Annotated in this window: 19 protein-coding genes, 1 tRNA gene and 1 pseudogene; 7 read left to right on the top strand and 14 right to left on the bottom strand. The window is 70.7% G+C overall.

Annotated elements, in window-relative coordinates:
* Window positions 1-187: 187 nt before the first annotated feature.
* A pseudogene (locus ACFSE6_RS15490) lies at window positions 188-468 on the top strand (transposase); the annotation flags it as partial.
* Between the two features lie 55 nt (window positions 469-523).
* Here ACFSE6_RS15490 and ACFSE6_RS15485 read toward each other — a convergent pair.
* The gene (locus tag ACFSE6_RS15485; RefSeq protein WP_388009106.1) at window positions 524-1,759 is read right to left on the bottom strand and encodes an IS110 family RNA-guided transposase; all 1,236 of its coding nucleotides are present in this window, start codon (window positions 1,757-1,759) and stop codon (window positions 524-526) included.
* A 326-nt stretch (window positions 1,760-2,085) separates the two neighbouring features.
* On the opposite strand from ACFSE6_RS15485, the gene ACFSE6_RS15480 reads away from it, so the two are divergent.
* On the top strand, window positions 2,086-2,964 hold the full coding sequence (locus ACFSE6_RS15480) for an IS3 family transposase (RefSeq protein ID WP_388009154.1): 879 nt from the start codon (window positions 2,086-2,088) through the stop codon (window positions 2,962-2,964).
* A gap of 179 nt (window positions 2,965-3,143) precedes the next feature.
* On the opposite strand, the gene ACFSE6_RS15475 is transcribed toward ACFSE6_RS15480, so the two are convergent.
* The 11 genes from ACFSE6_RS15475 to ACFSE6_RS15425 form a co-directional block, all read right to left on the bottom strand.
* A tRNA-Pro gene (locus ACFSE6_RS15475) sits at window positions 3,144-3,217 on the bottom strand.
* 135 nt (window positions 3,218-3,352) lie between these two features.
* Window positions 3,353-4,372, bottom strand: a complete 1,020-nt coding sequence (locus tag ACFSE6_RS15470; protein ID WP_388009103.1) for a hypothetical protein — start codon at window positions 4,370-4,372, stop codon at window positions 3,353-3,355.
* Window positions 4,369-5,841 (bottom strand): ribosome biogenesis GTPase Der, encoded by a 1,473-nt coding sequence (gene der, locus ACFSE6_RS15465; RefSeq protein ID WP_388009100.1) that lies wholly within the window; start codon window positions 5,839-5,841, stop codon window positions 4,369-4,371. Before der ends, ACFSE6_RS15470 begins: the two co-directional genes overlap by 4 nt.
* Before the next feature lie 54 nt (window positions 5,842-5,895).
* Window positions 5,896-6,600 carry a lysophospholipid acyltransferase family protein gene (locus ACFSE6_RS15460; protein WP_388009097.1) on the bottom strand — a complete coding sequence of 235 codons (705 nt, stop codon included), beginning with the start codon at window positions 6,598-6,600 and terminating at the stop codon, window positions 5,896-5,898.
* On the bottom strand, window positions 6,597-7,307 hold the full coding sequence (gene cmk / locus ACFSE6_RS15455; protein WP_388009094.1) for a (d)CMP kinase: 711 nt from the start codon (window positions 7,305-7,307) through the stop codon (window positions 6,597-6,599). Before cmk ends, ACFSE6_RS15460 begins: the two co-directional genes overlap by 4 nt.
* A gap of 82 nt (window positions 7,308-7,389) precedes the next feature.
* On the bottom strand, window positions 7,390-8,511 hold the full coding sequence (locus tag ACFSE6_RS15450) for a prephenate dehydrogenase (RefSeq protein ID WP_388009091.1): 1,122 nt from the start codon (window positions 8,509-8,511) through the stop codon (window positions 7,390-7,392).
* Window positions 8,508-9,248, bottom strand: coding sequence for a pseudouridine synthase (locus ACFSE6_RS15445; RefSeq protein ID WP_388009088.1), 741 nt, complete (start codon window positions 9,246-9,248; stop codon window positions 8,508-8,510). Before ACFSE6_RS15445 ends, ACFSE6_RS15450 begins: the two co-directional genes overlap by 4 nt.
* Window positions 9,245-9,856, bottom strand: coding sequence for an SMC-Scp complex subunit ScpB (gene scpB, locus ACFSE6_RS15440; RefSeq protein WP_388009085.1), 612 nt, complete (start codon window positions 9,854-9,856; stop codon window positions 9,245-9,247). The genes ACFSE6_RS15445 and scpB overlap by 4 nt, the downstream gene beginning before the upstream one ends.
* Window positions 9,849-10,757, bottom strand: a complete 909-nt coding sequence (locus tag ACFSE6_RS15435; protein ID WP_388009082.1) for a segregation and condensation protein A — start codon at window positions 10,755-10,757, stop codon at window positions 9,849-9,851. Before ACFSE6_RS15435 ends, scpB begins: the two co-directional genes overlap by 8 nt.
* A 7-nt stretch (window positions 10,758-10,764) precedes the next feature.
* Window positions 10,765-11,631: a ParA family protein gene (locus ACFSE6_RS15430; protein WP_465254168.1), complete on the bottom strand. Its 867-nt coding sequence runs from the start codon at window positions 11,629-11,631 to the stop codon at window positions 10,765-10,767.
* Between the two features lie 135 nt (window positions 11,632-11,766).
* Entirely contained in the window at window positions 11,767-12,357 is a 591-nt protein-coding gene (locus ACFSE6_RS15425; RefSeq protein WP_388009079.1) for a GNAT family N-acetyltransferase, read from the bottom strand.
* Between the two features lie 224 nt (window positions 12,358-12,581).
* Here ACFSE6_RS15425 and ACFSE6_RS15420 point away from each other — a divergent pair, with 224 nt between their 5' ends.
* Window positions 12,582-13,427, top strand: coding sequence for a type IV toxin-antitoxin system AbiEi family antitoxin (locus ACFSE6_RS15420; RefSeq protein ID WP_388009076.1), 846 nt, complete (start codon window positions 12,582-12,584; stop codon window positions 13,425-13,427).
* Window positions 13,428-13,501: 74 nt separating this feature from the next.
* On the opposite strand, the gene xerD is transcribed toward ACFSE6_RS15420, so the two are convergent.
* A complete protein-coding gene (gene xerD, locus ACFSE6_RS15415) occupies window positions 13,502-14,431 on the bottom strand; it encodes a site-specific tyrosine recombinase XerD (RefSeq protein WP_388009073.1) in 930 nt (309 codons plus the stop codon).
* A gap of 17 nt (window positions 14,432-14,448) precedes the next feature.
* Window positions 14,449-15,408, bottom strand: coding sequence for a heme o synthase (locus tag ACFSE6_RS15410; RefSeq protein WP_388009070.1), 960 nt, complete (start codon window positions 15,406-15,408; stop codon window positions 14,449-14,451).
* 140 nt (window positions 15,409-15,548) lie between these two features.
* Between ACFSE6_RS15410 and tkt the strand changes: the two genes are divergently transcribed.
* From tkt to zwf, 4 genes are all read left to right on the top strand, one after another.
* On the top strand, window positions 15,549-17,738 hold the full coding sequence (gene tkt, locus ACFSE6_RS15405; RefSeq protein WP_388009067.1) for a transketolase: 2,190 nt from the start codon (window positions 15,549-15,551) through the stop codon (window positions 17,736-17,738).
* Between the two features lie 131 nt (window positions 17,739-17,869).
* Window positions 17,870-19,000, top strand: coding sequence for a transaldolase (tal, locus tag ACFSE6_RS15400; RefSeq protein WP_388009064.1), 1,131 nt, complete (start codon window positions 17,870-17,872; stop codon window positions 18,998-19,000).
* 113 nt (window positions 19,001-19,113) lie between these two features.
* The gene (locus ACFSE6_RS15395; RefSeq protein ID WP_388009148.1) at window positions 19,114-20,703 is read left to right on the top strand and encodes a glucose-6-phosphate isomerase; all 1,590 of its coding nucleotides are present in this window, start codon (window positions 19,114-19,116) and stop codon (window positions 20,701-20,703) included.
* Window positions 20,700-22,226, top strand: a complete 1,527-nt coding sequence (gene zwf / locus ACFSE6_RS15390) for a glucose-6-phosphate dehydrogenase (RefSeq protein ID WP_388009061.1) — start codon at window positions 20,700-20,702, stop codon at window positions 22,224-22,226. The genes ACFSE6_RS15395 and zwf overlap by 4 nt, the downstream gene beginning before the upstream one ends.
* Window positions 22,227-22,251: the final 25 nt, after the last annotated feature.

The raw sequence follows: 22,251 nt of genomic DNA, 5'->3' as shown, positions 1-22,251 counted from the left end.
CCGGGGCCGAGTCCATCCACGACCGGCTCACGCTCGCGCAGAAGCCGTCGGTATCGACGATCTGGCGGATCCTGCGAGGCGAGGGCAAGGTCGTCCCTGATCCGCCCTGGGTTTGGTTCCGCTTCTTTTGGGAGGATGGACCATGCCTCGTCAGTTCCCGCCGGAGTTCCGGCAGCGTGCGCTCCGGATGTTGGAGGAGTCGCTTCCTGATCATCAGACCGAGTACGCCGCGATCCGTCATGTCGCCGGCCGGCTCGGTGTCGGGCCGGAGTCGCTGCGGAAGTGGCGCCGGCAGGCCGAGGTCGACTCTGGTGCCCGGCCGGGGATGACCTCGACCGAGCATGCCGAGGTCAAGCGACTGAAGAAGGAGGTCGCCGAGCTGCGGCGGGCGAATGAGATCCTCCGGGCGGCGTCGGCGTTTTTCGCCGCCGAGCTCGACCGCCCCACGCCGAGATGATCGCCTTCATCGACCAGTGGAGGGATCGTTTCGGGGTCGAGACACCCGATCCGAGACGGGGTCAAGTCATGCTGCCGTCGCGCGCATGGGTTGGTCGCCGAAGGCGGTGATTTCGTCGTAGAGGTGGCCGCTTCGGAGGCAGTGATGGAGTTGGCCCAGGAAGCGGTTGTACAGGTTGCGGAGCGCGGCTGCGTGACCGTCGCCGCGTGCTCGTCGTCTGTCGTAGTGGGCTCTGGCGCCGGGTGAGTGAGTCAGGGCGGCGAAGGCCCAGTTGTAGCCGGCCGATGCGAGCCGGTGGTTCTTGACGCGTCGATGCAGCACGAGGTGGCTCTTGCCGGAGGCTCGGGTGACGGGTGCCGCGCCGGCGTAGGCCTTCAGGTCACGGGCTGTCTCGAACCGGTCCGCGTCGTCACCGACCTCGGCGAGAACTCGTGCGCCGCCGAGTGGGCCGAGGCCTGGGAAGCTGGTGATGATCGCCGCGGCCGGGTGCTGATGGAAGACGAGCTCGGTGGCCTGCTGCAGATCGGCGGCGGCAATTGCGGCTGCGTCGAGTCGTTTCAGGATCGCCAGGGCAGCGACGCCGTAGGCGTCCTCGACCTGAGCTGGGTGGCGCAGCGCCTTTGTGCGGAAGATCTCGTGCACCCGCTCAACCCAGGTCTCGAGGTTGCGTCGGCGACCGGCCTTGATCAACAACGATCGCAGGCGCGCCTTGGTCAGTGTGGCGGCTGCCGCGGGTGTGGGCGCGGCCGCCAACACCGTTCTGGCCTCAGCGCTGGCCAGACCGATGTGCTTGACCTGGAACGCTGTCAGGGCGGCCGGGAAGTACTCGCGCAGCAAGGACCGGAGCTGGTTCGTGGCCTGCTGGCGCTGCCAGACGGCGTCTTGGCCAGCGCGGGCCAACACCGCGACCGAGCGGACCAGCTCGCTGTCCTTGGGAAGCGGCCGGTGAGCATGCCGGTCCGTGCGCAGCACGTTCGCGAGCATCAACGCGTCGGCGGCGTCGGATTTGGTCCGGGTGACGGCGGTGCGTTCGCGATAACGCGCCGCCGCCATTGGGTTGATCACCACAACGTCGCGGCCGGTTGCGAGCATGCAGGCCACGAACAGTCCGCGGCCGGTCTCGATCGCGACTGGGATCTGATCTTCGGCGCAGTCGCCGTGCTCAGCGAGCACTTGGAGCAGCTCCTCGAAGCCGGCCAGATCATCGCTGATCCGGCGTTTGGCCAGCATGGTGCCGCCTTCGTCGACGAGCGCAAGATCATGGTGGGCTTCAGCCCAGTCGATGCCGCAATACGCGGTCATAGCGCAATCCTTTCCTCGAGAGTGCGGGGACGCTGCCCGTTGCCTGTCAGGACCACACGGCGTGCTAATGGAAGGGCTCGATGGCCCGACACCCGATGAGTCGTTCGTGGTCCCAGATCACCTCAGCGGTCTCGCATTCATGGAGGACTCCACGGCCCGGTCGATTACCAGAGATGCCCGCTGCGGTCAGCTCGGACAACGACATGCTCAACGACCAGCAGGTGATCGTCACGAAGGTCGGGAGCGGGTGTCGCCGGTCTCGACTGAGGACTACGCGACCTGCCGATTTCTGAAGGCATCCACCCGCTCCCACCGGCCATTAGCCGATCTGCCGCGTCCTGGGCGCGACGGAGGGTGGGTTCCTGACCGCACGCGGGTACCGGGCCGCCAAGACGCGCCCGCCATCCGCGCGGGCTCTGTCCGACGAACTCCTCGGCAGCGAGATTGCCCGGCTGCACGCGGAGAACTACAGCGTCTACGGCGTGCGGAAGATGCACGCGGCGATGCGGCGGGCCGGCTGGCAGATCGGCCGGGACCAGACCGGCCGGATCATGCGCCGGCTCGGGCTGGCCGGGGTGCGGCGTTCGAAGAAGGTGTTCACCACCCGCCCCGACCCGGCGGCCGAGCGGCCGAAGGACCTGGTCAAACGGGACTTCACCGCGCCGGCTCCACGGCGGCTGTGGGTCGCGGACGTGACGTATGTGCGGACCTGGCAGGGCTTCGCCTACGTCGCGTTCGTCACCGACGCGTTCTCCCGGAAGATCGTGGGCTGGAACGTCGCCGGCACCCTGAAGGCCGACCTCCTGCCGCTGCAGGCGCTGGACATGGCCGCCTGGCACGCAGGCGGTGACCTGACCGGACTGGTCCATCACGCCGACCACGGCTCGAACTACCTGTCGGTGGTCTACACCGACCGGATCGTCGAGCTCGGCGCGAAGCCCTCGACCGGGACCGTGGGCGACTCGTATGACAACGCTCTCGCCGAGGCGGTCAACGGCCTGTACAAGACCGAGCTGATCCGCCTCCAGGGCCCGTGGCGCACGATCGAGGAGGTCGAGCTCGCGACCCTGGAATGGGTCTGGTGGTGGAACCACCGCCGGCTCCACGGCGAACTCGACATGCGCACCCCGACCGAGGTCGAGGCCGCCTACTACGCTCACCACAACCCGCCCGAGCTGGCGACCGCCAGCCTCGGAAACCACTAGGAACGAAACCCAGGGCGGATCACCCGGCCAAGGACTACCAGAGCAAGATCAACCCGACACCGGAACCATGACCCGACACACCCCGCCCAACAGCGGAACGATGACCCGACACACACAGCCAGCAAAAACAAAGAAGTGCCGGGACACCGAGTGAACGATGTCCCGACACTTCACAAGGGTCGGGCTGGCGGGATTTGAACCCACGACCCCTGCACCCCCAGTGCAGTGCGCTACCAAGCTGCGCCACAGCCCGTGACCCGTCCGGCTGACGCCGAAACGGCCTGCTCGATGCTACCCCAGCGCGGCGGACGCCCTCGAATCGACGTGCTGTGACGACGGGCACGGCTGATGCGTCTCCGAACTGGCACACCCGGGATGCGTCGCCGCGTCAGGCGGGCGCTGCATGATCGCGTTCCAGCCGGTGCTTCTCCGCGGCGACCACGCCCAGGGTGGCCAGGGCGAGAAGGAGACAGGCGGTGGCCGGCCAGGGGGCGATCCGGAAGAGACCGACCTGGGTGATCAGCAGGTTCACGAGCACGCCGCGCCGCAACCATTGGACGGCCGCGTACCGGTCCGACCGGAGTATCGTCCAGGCGCGCACGCAGGCGGCCAGCGACAGCACCACGGAGGCGGCGACGACGATCTCCGCCCACACCGGTCCGGCGCCGAACGTGGCGGCCGCCGTGGTCGCGGTTCCGGCGGCGACGAGAACCAGCAGGACGGACGTGACCACGGTCGCTCGCCGCTCGGTGGCTACCGCCTGGAAGAGATGGCGCAGGCGATACACCGCGGCGGTCACGGGATCGGGGACCTCGTCCTCGTCGGGCGGGATCGCCGCGAGCAACGCCTCGACCTCGGCACGTCCGCGTGCGTGCGCACCTCGGGCGAGCAGGTCTTCCGCCGTCGCCCGTCGCTGTGCCGACAGGCCACCTGCGACGCCAGCCACCGCGTGGTCGGCCGCGGCGGCGACGTACTCGGTTCCGTGGTGCGGGCGGCGACCGTGCAACGCGTCGACCGCGACCATGAGCACGACGACCGTGGCGTACATGATCATCGGTGCCGGTGCGAAGAAGTAGTCGTTGTCCGAGGTGAGGAACTTGCCCACCTCGTCGATGAACAGGCCGAAGCCCACACCACCGACGAACGCGACCCACGGCCGCACCAGCGGACCGGCGAAGGACAGCGCGAGGACGACCGCCACCGCCATGAGCAGCCCGCCCCACAGCACGTGCGCGACGTGCAGGGAGTCCCCACCGACCTGCGGGAAGCCGGTGGCAGCCAGGAGAGCCCGGGTCACGGCGACGGTCAGCACGGTCACCACGACGAAGGTCAGGATGTTCTCCGTGGCCCGCGGTGTCCGTGGCAACCCCCATCTCAGCAGGCGGTGCCGCGGGTTCCTCGCGCTCATCGCCGCCGCCGTCGCTCCCGCACCCGGACGCTGATCTCGATGGGCGTGCCGGTGAACTCGAACTGCTCACGCAACCGGTTCTCGATGAACCGGCGGTAACCGGCCTCGATGAACCCGGTGGCAAAGATGACGAATCGCGGCGGCCGGCTCGACGGCTGCGTGGCGAACAGGATCCGCGGCTGCTTGCCGCCGCGGACGGGATGCGGATGCGCCGCGGTGAGCTCGCCGAGGAACGCGTTCAGGCGCCCGGTCGGAATACGGGTGTCCCACGACGACAGTGCCGTCTCCAGCGCCCGGGTGAGACGGTTCGTGTGCCACCCGGTCCGCGCCGAGAGGTTGACGCGCGGCGCCCACTGCACCTGGACGAGGTCCAGATCGATCTCCCGCTCGAGGTAGGGGCGCCGGTCCTCATCCATGAGGTCCCACTTGTTGTAGGCGATCACCAGGGCCCGGCCGGCGTCGATGACCTGCTGGATGACCCGGGTGTCCTGCTCCGTCAGGGGCACGGATGCGTCGATGAGCACGACGCCGACCTCGGCCTTCTCGAGCGCCGCGCGAGTGCGCAAGGACGCGTAGAAGTCGGCGCCGTGGGTCTGATGCACCCGCCGCCGGATGCCGGCCGTGTCGACGAACCACCAGGGCGTGCCGTCCAGCTCCACCAGCTCGTCCACCGGGTCGCGGGTGGTCCCGGCGACCTCGTCGACCACCACGCGCTCGCTGCCCGCGAGCGTGTTGAGCAACGAGGACTTGCCCACGTTCGGTCGGCCGACCAGCGCCACGCGTCGCGGTCCGCCCGTCGCGATCGTCTCTGCGACGGCCGAGACCTCGGGCAGCACTCGCATCGCCTCGTCGAGGACGTCACCACTCCCCCGCCCGTGCAACGCCGAGACGGGCCAGGGCTGACCGAGCCCGAGCGACCAGAGCGAGGCGGCGTCCGCCTCCTGCGCCGGGGAGTCGACCTTGTTGGCCACCAGCACGACGGGCTTGCCCGAGCGGCGGAGCAGGCGCACCACCTGCTCGTCGGTCGCCGTCGGGCCCACGACGGCGTCGACGACGAACATCACGGCGTCGGACATGCGGATCGCGACCTCCGCCTGCTGTGCCACCGAGGCGTCCAGGCCGGCCACATCGACCTCCCAGCCGCCGGTGTCGACGAGCGTGAACTCCCGTCCGGCCCACTCGGCCGGGTAACTGACCCGGTCGCGAGTCACCCCGGGCGTGTCCTGGACAACAGCTTCCCGGCGACCCAGCACCCGGTTGACGAGCGTCGACTTGCCCACGTTCGGGCGCCCGACGACGGCGAGTACCGGCAGGGGCGCGACGGCGTGGTCTTCGGGTTCGGCGTCGCCGGCCTCGAGCAGGGCGAGATCCTCCTCCTCGAGGACGTAGTCCTCGAGGCCGGCGCGCAAGGCCTCGGCGTGCCGCTCGTCGCTTCCGGTGCCGGCCGGAGCAGGGTTGTCGGTGTTCATCCGCCGATTGTCTCAGCCAGGGCCGTCGGGTCCGCACCGCCCTGTCGGGCGCATTCAGCCGCCGAGACCGAGCTCACTGTCCGCGGGCAGATCCACCCCGGTCATCGCGATCGCCTGCTCGACGTGGGTCTTCATCCCCTCCCCGATGGCGGTCATCGCGGTCGCCATCGCCTGCCGCCCGGTGAGGTCACTGACCTCGAGCCGGATCGGCTCACCGAGCACCACGTGCAGGCGGCTGCGCGGGCCGGGCACGTGGCCGCGCTTGTCCCCGGTCCGGCGCGTGCCGAGGATGGCTGCGGGGACCACCGGAGCGCGTGACTGGAGCGCAAGCCAGGCGACCCCCGCCCGGACCGAGGAGACGTCGCCCCTGCCGCGCGTGCCTTCGGGGAAGATCCCGACGACCCGTCCCTCCTCGAGCATCTGCTTGCCGACAGTCAGGGCGGCGCGCCCGGACTTCCGATCCACCGGGATCTGCCCGGCCCACGTCATGAGGAATCCGATCGTGGAGTCGAAGAACTCCTGCTTGACGAGGATGTGGCTGCCCCGCGGCAGCGCACCGTGCAGCAACGGGCCGTCGATGATGCCGGTGTGGTTCGAGGCCACGATGGCCGGCCCGGAGGCCGGTAGATGGTCCGCACCGTGTACACGGGTGTTCCACCACACGTGGTCGAGGAACCATCCCACACGGCGGGACCATGTCGGGCCCCAGCGGTAGATGTCCTCGGCGCGGACACGTTGGCCACGGCTCGGCTCGGTCATCGCCGTCCTTCCTGGGTCGAGGTGATCACGGACAGCACGGCGGCCACCGTCTCCTCGATGCCCAGGGCGCTGGAGTCGATGGTCACCACGCCATCGGCGGCGGTGTGGAACGAGGAGACGGTCGAATCGTCGGCGTCGCGTCGCAGCACCTCGTCGCGGGTCGCGGCGAGGGCGGTCTCGTCCGCGGCGCCGTGCCGTTCGCGGGCGCGGCGAGCCAGCCGGGCCTGTTCGTCCGCGACAAGTAGGATGCGCACGTCCGCGTCCGGAGCCACAACCGTGGTGATGTCCCGGCCCTCGGCCACCACGCCCGGGCCGGCGGCGACGGCGGTGGCGATGAGGTCGCGCTGGCGGCGCTTGAGCTCGGTACGCACCTCGAGGTTGGTGGCCACCTTGGACACGACGGCAGTCAGCCCGGCCTCTCGGATCGCGGCCGTGATGTCGACGCCGTCGCAGATGACGCCCGGCGCGGCCGGGTCGGTCACCATCCGCAACGGCATCCGGCGGACCGCGTCCGCAGCGGCCGGCTGATCATCCAGGTCGGCGCCCGAGCGCCGGCACCACCAGGTCGCCGCCCGGTACATCGCGCCGGTGTCCAGGTAGTCCATGCCCAGCCGACCGGCCACCTCCCGCGAGACGGTCGACTTACCCGACCCGGACGGCCCGTCGACCGCGACGACGACGCCCCGTCGGGTGTCCACGTTCTCCACTGCTCTCCTCCTGCGGCGCCGTGCGCCTGTTCGATCTCTCCGCTCGGTGCGGTCAGTCCCGTCCGCTGGTCCGGCTCGCGCCTCAGCGTGCGACGAGGCGCCAGCCCTTCTCGGTGAGTGCCTCCTCCAACGGTGCGGCCGCGGAGGGCAGGACCGAGACCACCGCCAGGCCGACGCGTTGGCCGGCGGAGTGCTCGAGCTGCACGTCCTCGATGTTGACTCCTGCCTCGCCGACGTCCCCGAAGAGCCGGGCCAGCGCGCCCGGTTCGTCCGGGATGAGGACGGTGACCTCGGCGTAGCGGCGCGGCGCTCCCCCGTGCTTACCCGGGATGCGGCTGACCCCGCTGTTGCCGGCTGCGACGACGGCGGCGAGCGGGCCGGTCGAGCCCGGTGCGTCCGGCCCGTCGGCGGCCGCCCTCTCCAGCGCCTCGAGCACGGTGTCGATCTCGGCCCGCATCTCGCGCAACGCGTGAGCGACCGGTCCGGCGTTGCCGACCAGGATCGTCGCCCACAGCTGCGGGTCGGAGGCGGCGATGCGGGTGACGTCGCGCAGCCCCTGTCCGGCAAGGCCCAGCGCCGACTCCGGTGCTCCGCGCAACCGGGACGCCACCAGCGAGGCGGCCAGTTGCGGCAGGTGCGAGACCAGGGCGACGGCGTCGTCGTGCTCGGCCGCACCGAGCGTGAGCGGCGCACCGCCGACGTCGGCCGCCAGCTGACGCACGGCGAGAACCGCGTCAGCACGCGAGGACTCGAGCGGGACGATGACCCAGGGCCGTCCCGCGAACAGGTCGCCGTGGGCGGCCGCCGCTCCGGAACGCTCCCGGCCCGCCATGGGATGGGAACCGACGTACCGCGCCGCATTCTCGCCGGCCTTCTGCACGATCTCGGCGACCACCGGCACCTTCACGCTGGCGACGTCGGTCACTACCGCCTCGGGGTGCGCGTGGAGCTGCTCGCGGACCACCTCGGCGGTGACGTCGGGCGGGGCGGCGACCACGACGAGCGCCGGTTCCGGGCCGCCCGGGCACGCAGGCGTCCCGGCGCCGAGGTCGCGCGCCAGTGCCAGAGCGGACGGCGAACTGTCGGCGAGTTGGACTCGAATCCCGGCGGCACTGAGCGCGAGGCCGAGACTGGCCCCGAGCAGTCCGGTGCCGACGATCTTCACCGGGCCGACGGTGGCGACGGGATTCTCGGGGAGGCTCACAGGTCCACGGCCTTCATCAGGGCGCCCAGTTCCCGTCCGGCCACCGGTCGCGTCCGGCCCTCCTTGAGGGTGCCGAGCGTGACCGGGCCGACCCGCGTGCGGGACAGACGCGTGACGGGATGCCCGACCTCGGCCAGCAGCCGGCGCACGATGTGGTTGCGCCCTTCATGGAGGGTGATCTCCACGAGTGACGCGCCGCCGGCGGTGTCCTTGACCGTGAACCTGTCGACCGTGACGGGGCCGTCCTCGAGTTCGATCCCGCGCGCGAGCCGCTTGCCCAGGCCGCGCGGGACCTGCCCCTCGACGGCGGCGAGGTACGTCTTGAGCACCTCGTAGGACGGGTGCGCGAGCCGGTGAGCCAGCTCGCCGTCGTTCGTCAGCAGGATCAGGCCCGAGGTCTCGGCGTCGAGGCGGCCGACGTGGAAGAGACGCTCCGGACGGTCGGTGACGAACTGGGCGAGGGAGGGCCGCCCGCTCTCGTCCTTCATCGTCGAGACGACACCCACCGGCTTGTTGAGTGCGAGCGTGACGAGTGAGTCGTCCAGTTGCACCCGCATGTCGTCCACCCGGATCACCGCACGATCCGGATCCACGCGTGTGCCGAGTTCGGTCACTACGGTGCCGTCGACACTGACCCGGCCGGCCGTGATCAGGCCCTCGCAGGCGCGCCGTGACCCGAGGCCGGCGCCGGCGAGCACCTTCTGCAGGCGCACGCCCTCGTCGGCGCGTTCGCTCATCGCAGCTCTCCGTCGTCCAAGGTGGCCGTGTCGGGCAGGTACGGGGCGAGCGGCGGCAGGTCCTCGAGGGAGGACAGGCCGAGCCGCTCGAGGAAGTACCCGGACGTGCGGTAGCGCATCGCTCCGCCGTCCTCGTCCGTGCCGGCCTCCTCGATCAGCCCCCGTGCCAGCAGGGTACGCACCACGCCGTCGACGTTCACGCCACGGATCGCTGCGATCCTGCCTCGGGTGACCGGCTGACGGTACGCGATGACGGCGAGCGTCTCCAACGACGCCTGGGTCAGCCGCGCCGTCTGCCCGTCGACGACGAACGTCCCGACGACGTCGGCGTAGCGCGGGGCGCTGTAGATGCGCCATCCGCCGCCGACCTCGCGCAGGTCGAAACCGCGCGGCCGGCCACCACGCTCGCCGCGGTAGTCGGCGGCCAGCTCGGCGAGCAGCTCGGTCACCTGGCCGGTGGGCAGGCCGAGCGCCGAGGCCAGTTGGGCAGCCGGCACCGGTTCGTCGACGACCATGAGAATCGCCTCCAGGGCTCCGAGCTGCTCCTCGGGCATGGCGTCGTCGGGAACCGGCTCGTACTGCGGCTGCTCGTGCTGGGCGTCAGTCATGACTCTCCTCGGCGTCGGTCGGCTCGGCCGGTGGCCCAGCCTCGGCGTCACCGGTCCCGTCGGCGGCGTCCGCCTCGTCGTCGTCGATCTCCACGTCACCCTCGTCCTGCCCGGTCCACCGGATCGTCAGCTCCCCCAACGCTTCCGCCTGGTCGAACGAGACGGCCTGCTGCCGGTACAGCTCGAGCAGCGCCAGAAAGCGGCTCACTACGTGCGCCAGTGTCGGCGCGTCCTCGGTCAGCGTCCGGAAGCTGGCCCGGCGGTAGCGCCGCAACCGGTCGACGAGCAGGGCCGCCTGCTCGCGTACCGGCACCACGGGGTTGTGCAGGTGCGAGATCTCGACCTCCGGCTCGCCCGGTTTCGGGGCCAGCGCCCGGGCGGCGAGGCGGGCGAGGTCGTCGGGGGTGACCTGCATGACCAGCTCGGGCAGCAGCGCGGCGAACTGCGGTTCCAGGGACACACTGCGCGGGTACGTCCGGGCGCCTGTCTCCCACTGCTCCGCCAGGGACCCGGCGACCTCCTTGAACGCGCGGTACTGCAGCAGACGCGCGAACAACAGGTCGCGAGCCTCGAGGAGTTCGAGATCCTCCTCGTCCTCGACCGTTCCGCGGGGCAGCAGACGCGCCGCCTTGAGATCGAGCAAGGTCGCGCCGATGACGAGGAACTCGCTGGCCTGGGCGAGGTTCCAGTCGGTCTGCGCGCTGATGTAGGCGATGAACTCGTCCGTCACTTGCGCCAGGGCGACCTCGGTGATGTCGAGGCGATGCTTGGCGATCAGCGAGAGCAGCAGATCGAACGGCCCCTCGAAGTTCTCGAGCGTGACCGCGAACTCGCCGAGCGGCCGCGACCCGGCGGCCGTGGCGTCGGCATCCGACGCGGCCACAGCGCCAGACTCGGGCATGGCGTTCTCAGGCGGCGTCGCCGCGGGCGACCAGTTCGCGAGCGAGACGGCGGTAGGCCTCGGCTCCCGGGTGGTTGGGGGCGTAGGAGGTGATGGGCTCGGTCGCGACGGACGCGTCCGGGAACTTCACGGTCCGGGAGATCAACGTGGTGAAGACGGTGTCCCCGAACGCCTCGCGGATGCGGTCCAGCACCTCCCGCGAGTGCAGGGTCCGTAGGTCGACCATGGTCGCGAGGATGCCGTCGATGCGCAGGCGCGGGTTGATCCGCTCCTGGACCCGTTCGATGCTCTCGACGAGCAGGGCGACGCCGCGCAGCGCGAAGAACTCGGCCTCCAGCGGGATGATGACGCCGTGTGCCGCGGTCAGCGCGTTGACCGTCAGCAGCCCCAACGAGGGTTGGCAGTCGATGAGGACGACGTCGTAGTCGTCCAGAATCGGTCGGAGCACCCGGGCCAGCGCCTGTTCGCGGGCCACCTCGCTGACCAGCTGGACCTCGGCCGCGGACAGGTCGATGTTCGCCGGCGCCAGGTCGAGTCCGTCGATCCCGGTGGACATGATGATGTCGCGGATGTCCGACTTCGGTTCCATCAGCAGGTTGTAGATGGTCCGGTCGAGCTCGTGGGCGTTCACCCCGAGGCCGGCCGACGCCGCGCCCTGCGGATCGAAGTCGACGAGGAGGACCTTGCGGCCGTAGTCCGCCAGGGCGGCACCCAGATTGATGGTGGTCGTGGTCTTGCCGACCCCGCCCTTCTGGTTGCACATCGCGATGACGCGAGCGGGGCCGTGACTGCTCAGCGGCGCGGGCACCGGGAAGTCGGCGGACTCCGGTGCGCCGCCCGCTCCCGCGGCCCCGACGGCGTCCTCGGAGATCAGACTGGCCTGATCCGGCTGCTCACTGCTCACCGCCGATACGGTAGTCGACCGCTCTGCGCGGCCCTAACACCGCCCACGCGCGTCGCCGTTCCGTCCCGCCCCGATGTGCCGACTCGTCAACCCTGTGCCGAGTGGTCAAGGATCTGCCGACCGGTCAACGACGTGCGGCCCGTCCACGATGTCGGTCCGTAGGCCGCGCGCCATCTCAATCTCCTCGCCGATCTCACCGTTGAACCGGACGCCACTCGGTCGGAAGCCGCAGCGTGCGTACGCCCGCTGGGCTCGCACGTTCTCGGCGTGGACATACATCCGTGCCCGTGCGACGCCCGACGCACACGCCCATCCGAGAACGTCAGCGATGAGGTCGTCGACCATCCCCTGGCCCCGGTACTCCGCAGCCACCCACACGCCGACCACGTGGACCTGCCGGTGATCGACGGGACGCCCTTCGAAATCATCGCTGCCCGGCCCCTCGAGCAACCCCGTGGCACTGCCGACCCAGTTTCCGTCCGCGGTCTCCGCGACCGACTGAGACGCGGTTTCGCCCGCAGCGGCCCCCGCGGCGCGCTCCCGCCAGAACTCCTCGGGCCGCTCGGAGGCCGCCTCCCGGCTCTCGAGAAAGGCGATCGCGGCCGCCGGGTCCTGCAGGGCACGGAGCCGCAGGTCCCGGACCTTCCGCCATTCATCGGCGCGCACCCGCCGAACGCGGTAAGGGGGCGCACACATGCGCCAATCCTGCATCGCCGGCGCAGGAAGCCCACAGCACTTTTCTCTGGTGCCGTCTCGTCCACAGAGTCCTGTCCCCCGTGAGCCCTCAAGACGCGACCCGTCGGACAGTGCCGCCATGAGTGAGATGTTGTTGTCCGAGCCGTTCACCCGATCGGAAGCGCACGCGGCCGGTGTGTCGTCCCGGAAGCTAGCCGCGCTGATCGAATCCGGCGTCGTCGAACGTGGCGTTCGCAGGGGTCTACCTGCCCGCGGCGCTCGGCGATACGCCCGAAGTACGGATGCGCGCGATGGCGCGCCTGCTGCCTCCCGGCGCCGCGCTCGTCCGCGAGTCGGCCGCCTGGGCGCACGGGATCGACGTGCGCCCGCCGGATCGTTTCCGTGCCCGGCCCAAACTCGAGGTGGCGTCGCCGTCATCGTTCGACCTCAACGCGGTCCGCCGTGACGGTGTCCACGGGCATCTGCTGCACTTGCCGCCTTCCGACGTCACGATGGTCGCCGGCGTACCGGTCACAACGGCGGCACGGACCGCGGTAGATCTGGCGCGATACTGCGAGCCGTATATGGGCCTCGCAGCGGTCGATATGTTCTGTCATCGCGGCCTCGTGGACGTCGACGAACTCCAGGACCGGATCGCCCGCCTCGCGGGGCAGCGGTGGATCGGTCGTGCCCGACGAATCTGTCGACTGTCCGACCCACGCGCCGAGTCACCGGGCGAGTCGTGGTTGCGGTTGCGTATCAGTGAGTCTGAGTTGCCACTGCCCGACCTGCAGATCGAGCTTCGCGACGCCGGCGGCCGCCCCATCTATCGGCTCGACATGGGATACGAGGAAGCGCTGCTCGCCCTCGAGTACGACGGTATCGAGTACCACTATTCCGGGATCGAGCAGTCGGCTCGTGACACACGACGGCAACACGCGATCCGGGAACGTTGGGGTTGGCAGACGTGGTCATTCCACGCCGGGCACGTCCTCGGTCACCGACCGGTCGTCGAGGAGCTGATCATCGACAAGCTCGGCTTAGGCGTCGTACCCGCTCGGGTCCGCTGGGTTCGAGCTGCACAGGTTTGACGAGTGGGCACAGGTTTGACGAGTGGGCACAGGTTTGACGAGTGGGCGCACGGGAGACGCGGCGAGCCCGACGGTCAGGCGCGGGCGCGCGGATGTGCCGCCGCGTACACCTCGCGCATCGTCTGGACGGTGACCTGCGTGTAGATCTGCGTCGTCGTGACGGAGGCGTGCCCGAGCAGCTCCTGCACCACACGCACGTCGGCACCGCCGGCGAGTAGGTGCGTCGCGAAGCTGTGCCGCAGCGTGTGCGGGCTGAGGTGCTCGGTCAGTCCTGCGCGACCGGCCGCCGTCTGCAGCACCGCCCAGGCGCTCTGCCGGCTGAGCGGGTTCCCCCGCGTGTTGAGGAAGACGGCGGCGTTGCCCCGTCCGGCCCGCGCCAACTCGGGCCGGCCGCGTACGAGATACGCTTGCAGCGCGTCGACGGCGTAGCGGCCCACGGGCACCACGCGTTCCTTGCGCCCCTTGCCGAACAGGCGGACCGCAGCCACCTCGCCGTCCAGATCGAGATCGTCCACCGAGAGGCCCACGGCCTCGCTGATCCGGGCCCCGGTGCCGTAGAGCACCTCGAGCAGCGCCCGGTCGCGCAACGGCACCGCTCCCTCCCCCACGGACGCAGCCTCGAGCAGGGCTTCGACCTGCTCGACGGGCACTGCCTTGGGCAGACGCCGCGAGGTCGGCGGCGGCTTGACCGCGGCGCTCGGGTCCGAGGCCGTCACGCCTTCGGCGAGGGCGAACCGGTGCCAGCCGCGCACCGCGGTCACGGTCCGCGCCGCGGAGGACGGGGCTAGAACGGTTCCGCCGTCGGAACCGGTCCGGATGGCCTCGGCGAACGCGACGACGTCGGACTCGGTGACTGAGGCCATGTCGTCGCGGCCGCGTCCGGCAAGGAACTCGCAGTACCGCGTCAGGTCACGCGTGTACGCGGCGAGGGTGTGGTCACTCAGGCCGCGCTCCACCCCGAGATGGGCCAGATACTGCGCGCGGGCCTGCTCGAGCGACGTCATCGTCCCTGCCTGACGGGCTACAGCGGCAGCAGCGGGTCCAGGGCCACCGCCGCGAAGACGATCGTCAGGTAGCTGATGGAGCCGTGAAAGACCTTCATCGCGGCGAGCTTGCCGCGCTCGGGCTGCAACGCCCGCCGCAGCAGCCGGACGCACGACCCGAGGAACCACGCCCCGGCAGCCGCCGCCACCACGGCGAAGACCCATCCCAGCGCGCTGAGCGGCACGAGCGCCAGCGTGCAGGCGACCATCACGGAGGCGTAGACGAGGATCTGACGGGCCACGCGGACGTCATCCACGACCACCGGCAGCATCGGGACGCCGGCGCGCGCGTAGTCCTGGCGGAACTTCATCGACAGCGGCCAGTAGTGCGGCGGCGTCCAGAAGAAGACGACGAAGAAGAGCAGCAGCGGCGGCCACCCCACCGTGCCGGTCACGGCGGACCAACCGATGAGGACGGGCATGCACCCGGCGACGCCGCCCCAGACGATGTTCTGCGAGGTGCGGCGCTTGAGGATCATCGTGTAGAGCACGACGTAGAACAGGATCGCGGCCACCGTCAGCACCGCGGAGGCGAGGTTGACCAGCAGCCCGAACCACGCGATCGAGACCGACCCGAGCGTGGACGCGAACACCACGGCCTGACGTCCGGTGAGCTCTCCGGTGACCAACGGCCGCTGCTTCGTGCGGTTCATCACACGATCGATGTCGCGGTCGAGATACATGTTGAACGCGTTCGCCGAGCCCGCGGCGAACGCCCCGCCCACGAGCGTGGCGAGCACCAGCCATGTCCCGGGCCACCCCTCGGCCGCCAGGATCATCGTGGGCACCGTCGTGACGAGCAGCAGCTCGATGATGCGCGGCTTCGTCAGCGCCAGATAGGCGCGCCACGTCCGGCGAGGGCCCGGTGCCGTGGCCGCCGCGGCGGCATCGGCCGCCGTTGGGCGGGCATGTGTCGCTGAGGGGTCACCGGTGGGCACGGCACGAGTCTACGTGCCAGGGATCGTCCGTACCCGTCCGAGGCGTCGCGAAGTGCGGACTCGAACGGTCAGGTTGGTCACGCGCCGGTAGAGTCGCGGGCGAGATCAGCATGCCCGGTCCGGACAAGGAAAGAGGATCTGTGAACGCACCGACGTCCGCCACCACCACTCCCCTGACGTGGACCGATCTGGACCAGCGGGCGGTGGACACCGTCAGGGTGCTTGCCGCCGACGCCGTCCAGAAGATCGGCAGCGGCCATCCGGGCACGGCCATGGCCCTCGCCCCGGCGGCCTACCTGCTCTACCAGCGCGTGATGAAGCTCGACCCGGTCGACGACCAGTGGCTCGGCCGGGACCGCTTCGTCCTCTCCGCCGGCCACTCCTCGCTGACCCAGTACATCCAGCTCTACCTGGCCGGGATGGACATGGAGCTGGAGGACATCAAGGCGTTGCGCACCTGGGGTTCGAAGACCCCCGGCCACCCCGAGTACCGGCACACGAAGGGCGTGGAGATCACCACCGGCCCGCTCGGCCAGGGACTGTCCTCGGCCGTCGGGATGGCGTACGCGTCCCGGCGTGAGCGGGGCCTGCTCGACCCCGACGCCGCCGCCGGCACCAGCCCGTTCGACCACCACATCTACGTCATCGCCTCCGACGGCGACCTGCAGGAAGGAGTGGCCTCCGAGGCCTCCTCCCTGGCCGGCGTCCAGGAGCTCGGCAACCTCGTCGTCATCTACGACGACAACAAGATCTCCATCGAGGACGACACGAACATCGCTTTCACCGAGGACGTGCTAGCGCGGTACGAGGCCTACGGCTGGCACACCCAGAAGGTGGACTGGACGAACGGCGGCACCGAGTACGTCGAGGACGTCGAAGGCCTGTACGCCGCCATCGAGGCGGCCAAGGCCGAGACGGGCAAGCCCTCGATCATCTCGCTGCGCACCATCATCGGGTGGCCCGCCCCCACCAAGCAGAACACCGGCGCCGCCCACGGCTCCGCTCTGGGCGAGGAGGAGGTCGCCGCCACGAAGAAGGTCCTCGGCTTCGACCCCGACAAGACCTTCGAGGTCGCCCCCGAGGTCATCGAACACACGCGGAACAACGCCCGCGAGCGTGCGGCCGCCGCCCACGCCGAGTGGGATCGCGCCTACGACGCCTGGCGGACCGCCAACCCGGACGGAGCCGCCCTGCTGGACCGGCTCCGGGAGCGCAAGCTGCCGGAGAACTGGGCCGAGGCACTTCCGACCTTCGAGGCCGGCAAGGACGTCTCCACCCGTAAGGCCTCCGGCGCCGTGCTGTCCGCGCTCGCCGACACCCTTCCCGAACTGTGGGGCGGCTCCGCCGACCTCGCCGGGTCCAACAACACGACGATGGACGGCCAGCAGTCCTTCCTGCCGGTGGCCCGCTCGTCGAAGATGTTCCCCGGCAACGAGTACGGCCGCACTCTGCATTTCGGCGTCCGGGAGCACGGCATGGGCGCCATCCTGAACGGCATCGCCCTGCATGGCCTGACTCGCCCCTACGGCGGCACGTTCCTCACGTTCTCCGACTACATGCGCGCCGCCGTGCGTCTGGCGGCGCTCATGGGCGCGCCGTCGACCTTCGTGTGGACGCACGACTCGATCGGGCTCGGTGAGGACGGTCCGACGCACCAGCCCGTCGAGCACCTCACCGCGCTGCGCGCCATCCCCGGCCTGGACGTGGTCCGTCCGGCCGACGCCGCCGAGACGGCTTACGCCTGGCGCGGCATCCTCGAGCGGTCCGACCGGCCGGCGGGCATCATCCTCACCCGCCAGAACGTGCCCAACCCCGAGCGCGGGGACGGACCGGCCGACGGCGAGAATCTGGCCGCGGCCGAGGGAACCCTGCGGGGTGCGTACGTGCTGGCCGAGGCGGCGGGGTCGGCTCCCGACGTCCTCCTGCTCGCCACCGGTTCCGAGGTGCAGCTGGCCCTGGCGGCCCGCGAGCAGCTCGCCGGCGAAGGCATTCAGGCGCGCGTGATCTCCGTGCCGAGCCAGGAGTGGTTCGACGAGCAGGACGCGGCCTACCGCGAAGAGGTCCTGCCCTCCTCGGTGCGTGCCCGCGTGGCCGTCGAGGCCGGCATCGCGATGAGCTGGCACCACCTGATCGGAGACGCCGGCCGTGCCGTTTCGCTCGAGCACTACGGCGCCTCCGCCGACTACAAGGTGATCTACGAGAAGTTCGGCATCACCGCCGAGGCCGTGGCCGCCGCGGCCAAGGAGTCCATCGCCGCGGCGCGGGGCGACGAGCCGCCGAGCGGCGGACAGGCTCCGACCCAGGCCGGCACCGGCGACCTGCCCAAGTAGGAGGCCCACGCACGCCACGCAGGACCGGAAGGGTCAGACATGACGCACGAGACCGCCGCCCACCCCAGTGGGAACACCGGCGGTCTCGTGCGCGCTGACCTTCATGTATGAGCAGCGACCTAGGAGCAACGATGAGTGAGAACACCGACCGGCTCGGTCGGCTCAGTGAGCTCGGCGTCTCGATCTGGCTGGACGACCTGTCCCGCGAGAATCTCCGGGACGGTGGCCTGAAGAGCCTCATCGACGACAAGCACGTCGTCGGCGTGACCACGAACCCGACCATCTTCGCCAGCGCGCTCAGCAAGGGCAACGCCTACGACGAGCAGCTCGCGACCCTGACCGAGGACGGCGCCGGCGTCGACGACGCGGTGCTGGCCATCACCACGGACGACGTCCGCGAGGCCTGCGACCTGTTCTCCGACGTGTACCGGGCGACGAACGGCGAGGACGGGCGCGTCTCGATCGAGGTCGACCCGCGATTGGCGCACGACACCGAGAAGACCCTGGAGGCGGCGCGGCTGCTCTGGGAGACCGTCGACCGGCCGAACCTCTTCGTCAAGATCCCCGCGACCCAGGAGGGCCTGCCGGCGATCACCCGCGCCATCGGCGAGGGCATCAGCGTCAACGTCACACTGATCTTCTCCCTCGACCGGTACCGCGCCGTGGCCAACGCCTACCTCGACGGTCTCGAGCGTGCGCACGCCGCCGGGATCGACCTGTCGACCATCCGGTCGGTCGCGTCGTTCTTCGTCTCCCGCGTCGACAGCGAGATCGACAAGCGCCTCGACGCGATCGGCACCGATGCGGCCGCGGCGCTCAAGGGCAAGGCCGGCATCGCCAACGCCCGACTCGCCTACCAGGCGTTCGAGGAGATCTTTGCGACGCCGCGCTGGGAGGAGCTCGCGTCCCTCGGCGCCCACCCCCAGCGTCCGCTCTGGGCCTCGACCGGTGTGAAGGATCCCTCTTACTCCGACACCATGTACGTCGACGGCCTCATCGTCGGCCGGGTGGTCAACACGATGCCGGGCAAGACTCTCGACGCCGCCGCCAATCACGCCGAGGTGCCCGGGGACACCGTGCACGGCACCTACGCCGAGTCCCGGAAGATCCTCGACGACCTCGAGCGGATGGGCGTGCCCTACGTCGAGGTCACCGATCAACTCGAGCGCGAGGGCGTCGAGAAGTTCGAGGTCAGCTGGGACGAGCTGCTGCAGACCGTGCGCTCCGCCCTGGACGACACGACCGCCGGGGCGACGGCGTGAGCGAGCAGAACCCGGCCACCGGAGCCGCCACCGTCGCTTGGGCCGGCCCGGCCGGTGGCGCCCTCGTCGAGGTCAGCGCCACCGGCGACGCCGCCCGGGCGGTCGCGGAGCAGCTGCCCCGCCTCGTCGAGCACGGCGTCGCCGGACGGATCAGCCGCCAGGATCCCACCGTGTGGGGACCGGCGGCCGAGTCCGAGGCCGCCGTCCGTCTGGGGTGGACCCGGCTGCACGAGACCTCCCGGGACCTCGTCGAACCGCTGCGGGAACTCCGCGCCGAGCTCGCCGCCGAAGGCATCGACCGGGTGGTGCTGTGCGGCATGGGTGGTTCCTCGCTCGCGCCGGAGGTCGTCTCCGGGACGGCGGGGGCCCAGCTCGTCGTGCTCGACGCCACCCACCCGGATCAGATCCAGCGCGCGCTCGACGGCGACCTGGCCGCGACCGTCGTGGTCGTGTCCTCCAAGTCCGGGTCGACGGTGGAGACCGACTCCCAGCGCCGCGCCTTCGAGGCGGCGTTCACGGCAGCCGGTATCGATCCGGCGAGCCGGATCGTCGTCGTGACCGACCCGGGCTCGCCCCTCCAGCAGGCTGCGCAGGAGGCGGGCTACCGTGCCGTGTTCGAGGCGGACCCGAACGTCGGCGGACGCTTCTCGGCGTTGACCGCGTTCGGCCTGGTGCCGGCCGCCCTCGCCGGCGTGGACGTCGAGGAGCTGCTGGACGAGGCTGCCGCCGTCGCCGACGTCTTCGCCGAGGACACCGAGGCCAATCCCGCCCTGGTGCTCGGCGCGGCCTTGGCCGGCACCTCGCCGCTGCGAGACAAGATCGTCATCTCCGACGCCGGATCCGGCCTGTTCCACCTCGGTGACTGGGCCGAGCAGCTCATCGCCGAGTCGACCGGTAAGGACCAGACCGGACTGCTGCCGGTCGTCGCCGACCCGGGCGCGCCGGAACTGGCCGAGCCGGTGGCGAGCGACGTCCTGCCCGTCCTGCTCACGGCGCTGACCGACGAGCCCGAGGACGGTCAGCCGGACGAATCCGGTGGCCAGAGCACCGAGGTCACGGTTGCCGGCGCCCTCGGCGGGGTCTTCCTGCTGTGGGAGCACGCCGTGGCCGTCGCCGGGCAGCTGCTCGGGATCAACCCGTTCGACCAGCCCGACGTCGAGTCCGCCAAGGCGGCGGCGCGCGGCCTGCTGGAGTCGACCCCGACTCCCGAACCGCCTGCCTTCACCGATTCCGGCGTCGAGGTCCGGACCTCGTCCGGACCGGCGGCAGGGGCCACGTCCGTCGCCGAGGCGGTCCAGGCCCTCCTGGATGAACTGGACGGCGACCGTGGCTACCTGGCTGTCATGGCGTACCTGGACCGGGAGGGGCCGGCCTCGACCCTGCTGGCCGGCGTCCGTCCCGGGCTCGCCCGGCGCACGGGCCGGCCGGTGACCTTCGGGTGGGGACCGCGGTTCCTCCACTCGACCGGGCAGTACCACAAGGGCGGCCCGTGCGTCGGCGCGTTCCTGCAGATCACGGGGACGCCGTCGGCCGTCGTCGACGTCCCGGGACGCGAGTTCGACTTCGCCACGCTGATCGCGGCGCAGGCCGGGGGGGACGCCGGCGTGCTCGCCGAGCTCGGCCGACCGGTGCTACGACTGCACGTGACCGACCAGGACGCCCTCGCCTGGCTCGCGGGAGTGCTGACAGGGCCGGCGGCGTGAGCGAGCTCGGTAACCCTCTGCGCGACCCCAGTGACCGCCGGCTGCCGCGGATCGCCGGGCCTTCCGGCGTGGTGATCTTCGGGGTCACCGGCGACCTCGCCCGGAAGAAGCTCATGCCGGCGATCTACGACCTCGCCAACCGTGGGCTGCTGCCCCCGTCGTTCGCCCTGACCGGGTTCGGACGTCGTGAGTGGTCGGACGAGGATTTCGCCAAGGTGGTCCATGACGCCGTCCGCGCCAACGCCCGCACACCGTTCGACGAACGCGCCTGGGAGCAGCTGGCCTCCGGCTTCCGGTTCGTCCAGGGCGAGCTGGACGACGATGCGGCGTTCGACGAGCTCGCCCGGACCGTGCGGGCACTGGACGAGGAGCGCGGCACCGGCGGCAACCACGCGTTCTACCTCTCGGTGCCGCCGAACGTCTTCCCGTTGACATTGCGCCAGCTCGCCCGCTCGGGCCTGTCCGGCTCGAACGGGGACCGGTGGCGCCGCGTGATCATCGAGAAGCCGTTCGGGCACAACCTCGCCTCGGCGCGCGAGCTGGACGCCGTGGTTTCCGAGGTGTTCCCACCGGACGACGTCTTCCGGATCGACCACTACCTGGGCAAGGAGACGGTCCAGAACATTCTCGCGCTGCGGTTCGCCAACCAGCTGTTCGAGCCGATCTGGAACGCGAACTACGTCGACCACGTGCAGATCACGATGGCGGAGTCGATCGGGATCGGGTCCCGGGCCGGCTACTACGACGGGATCGGTGCCGCCCGAGATGTCATCCAGAACCACCTCTTGCAGCTCCTCGCGCTGACGGCGATGGAGGAGCCCGTCTCCTTCGATGCGGACGCACTGCGCGCCGAGAAGGAGAAGGTCCTCTCCGCCGTCCGCCTGCCCGACGACCTCGACTCCGCCACCGCGCGCGGCCAGTACGCCGCCGGCTGGCAGGGGGGCGAGGAAGTGCGCGGGTACCTCGAGGAGGACGGCATCTCGGCGGACTCGACGACCGAGTCGTACGCCGCGGTGCGCCTGGATGTCGACACTCGCCGCTGGGCCGGTGTGCCGTTCTACCTGCGTACCGGGAAGCGACTCGGGCGCCGGGTGACCGAGGTGGCCGTGGTGTTCAAGCGGGCGCCGCACCTGCCCTTCGACATGACCGCCACGCAGGAGCTGGGCGAGAACGCCCTGGTCATCCGCGTCCAGCCGGACGAGGGCGTGACCATCCGCTTCGGCGCCAAGGTCCCGGGCACCGCTATGGAGGTCCGTGACGTCACGATGGACTTCGGGTACGGCCACGCTTTCACCCAGGACTCCCCCGAGGCGTACGAACGCCTGATCCTCGACGTCCTGCTCGGCGACCCGCCGTTGTTCCCGCGCCAGCGGGAGGTGGAGCTGTCGTGGAAGATCCTCGATCCGGTGCTGGACCACTGGGCCGCGGGCGGCCGCCCGGAACAGTACGCACCGGGCTCGTGGGGGCCGGCTTCGGCCGACCGGATGCTGGCCCGCGACGGGCGCACCTGGCGCCGGCCGTGACCGCAGGACGGAGAGAAGGAACGCC

This window comes from Georgenia deserti (assembly GCF_042680605.1).
GTDB lineage: Bacteria > Actinomycetota > Actinomycetes > Actinomycetales > Actinomycetaceae > Allobogoriella > Allobogoriella deserti.
This window is presented reverse-complemented; position numbering and strand designations above follow the sequence as displayed.

Excerpts from the sequence above, each read along its gene's own strand:
- ACFSE6_RS15445 (WP_388009088.1), bottom strand. The coding sequence starts at position 9,248 with ATGAGCGAACGCGCCGACGAGGGCGTGCGCCTGCAGAAGGTGCTCGCC.
- ACFSE6_RS15485 (WP_388009106.1), bottom strand. The coding sequence starts at position 1,759 with ATGACCGCGTATTGCGGCATCGACTGGGCTGAAGCCCACCATGATCTT.
- tal (WP_388009064.1), top strand. The coding sequence starts at position 17,870 with ATGAGTGAGAACACCGACCGGCTCGGTCGGCTCAGTGAGCTCGGCGTC.
- ACFSE6_RS15435 (WP_388009082.1), bottom strand. The coding sequence starts at position 10,757 with ATGCCCGAGTCTGGCGCTGTGGCCGCGTCGGATGCCGACGCCACGGCC.
- xerD (WP_388009073.1), bottom strand. The coding sequence starts at position 14,431 with ATGACGTCGCTCGAGCAGGCCCGCGCGCAGTATCTGGCCCATCTCGGG.
- scpB (WP_388009085.1), bottom strand. The coding sequence starts at position 9,856 with ATGACTGACGCCCAGCACGAGCAGCCGCAGTACGAGCCGGTTCCCGAC.
- ACFSE6_RS15470 (WP_388009103.1), bottom strand. The coding sequence starts at position 4,372 with ATGAGCGCGAGGAACCCGCGGCACCGCCTGCTGAGATGGGGGTTGCCA.
- ACFSE6_RS15460 (WP_388009097.1), bottom strand. The coding sequence starts at position 6,600 with ATGACCGAGCCGAGCCGTGGCCAACGTGTCCGCGCCGAGGACATCTAC.
- ACFSE6_RS15425 (WP_388009079.1), bottom strand. The coding sequence starts at position 12,357 with ATGTGTGCGCCCCCTTACCGCGTTCGGCGGGTGCGCGCCGATGAATGG.
- der (WP_388009100.1), bottom strand. The coding sequence starts at position 5,841 with ATGAACACCGACAACCCTGCTCCGGCCGGCACCGGAAGCGACGAGCGG.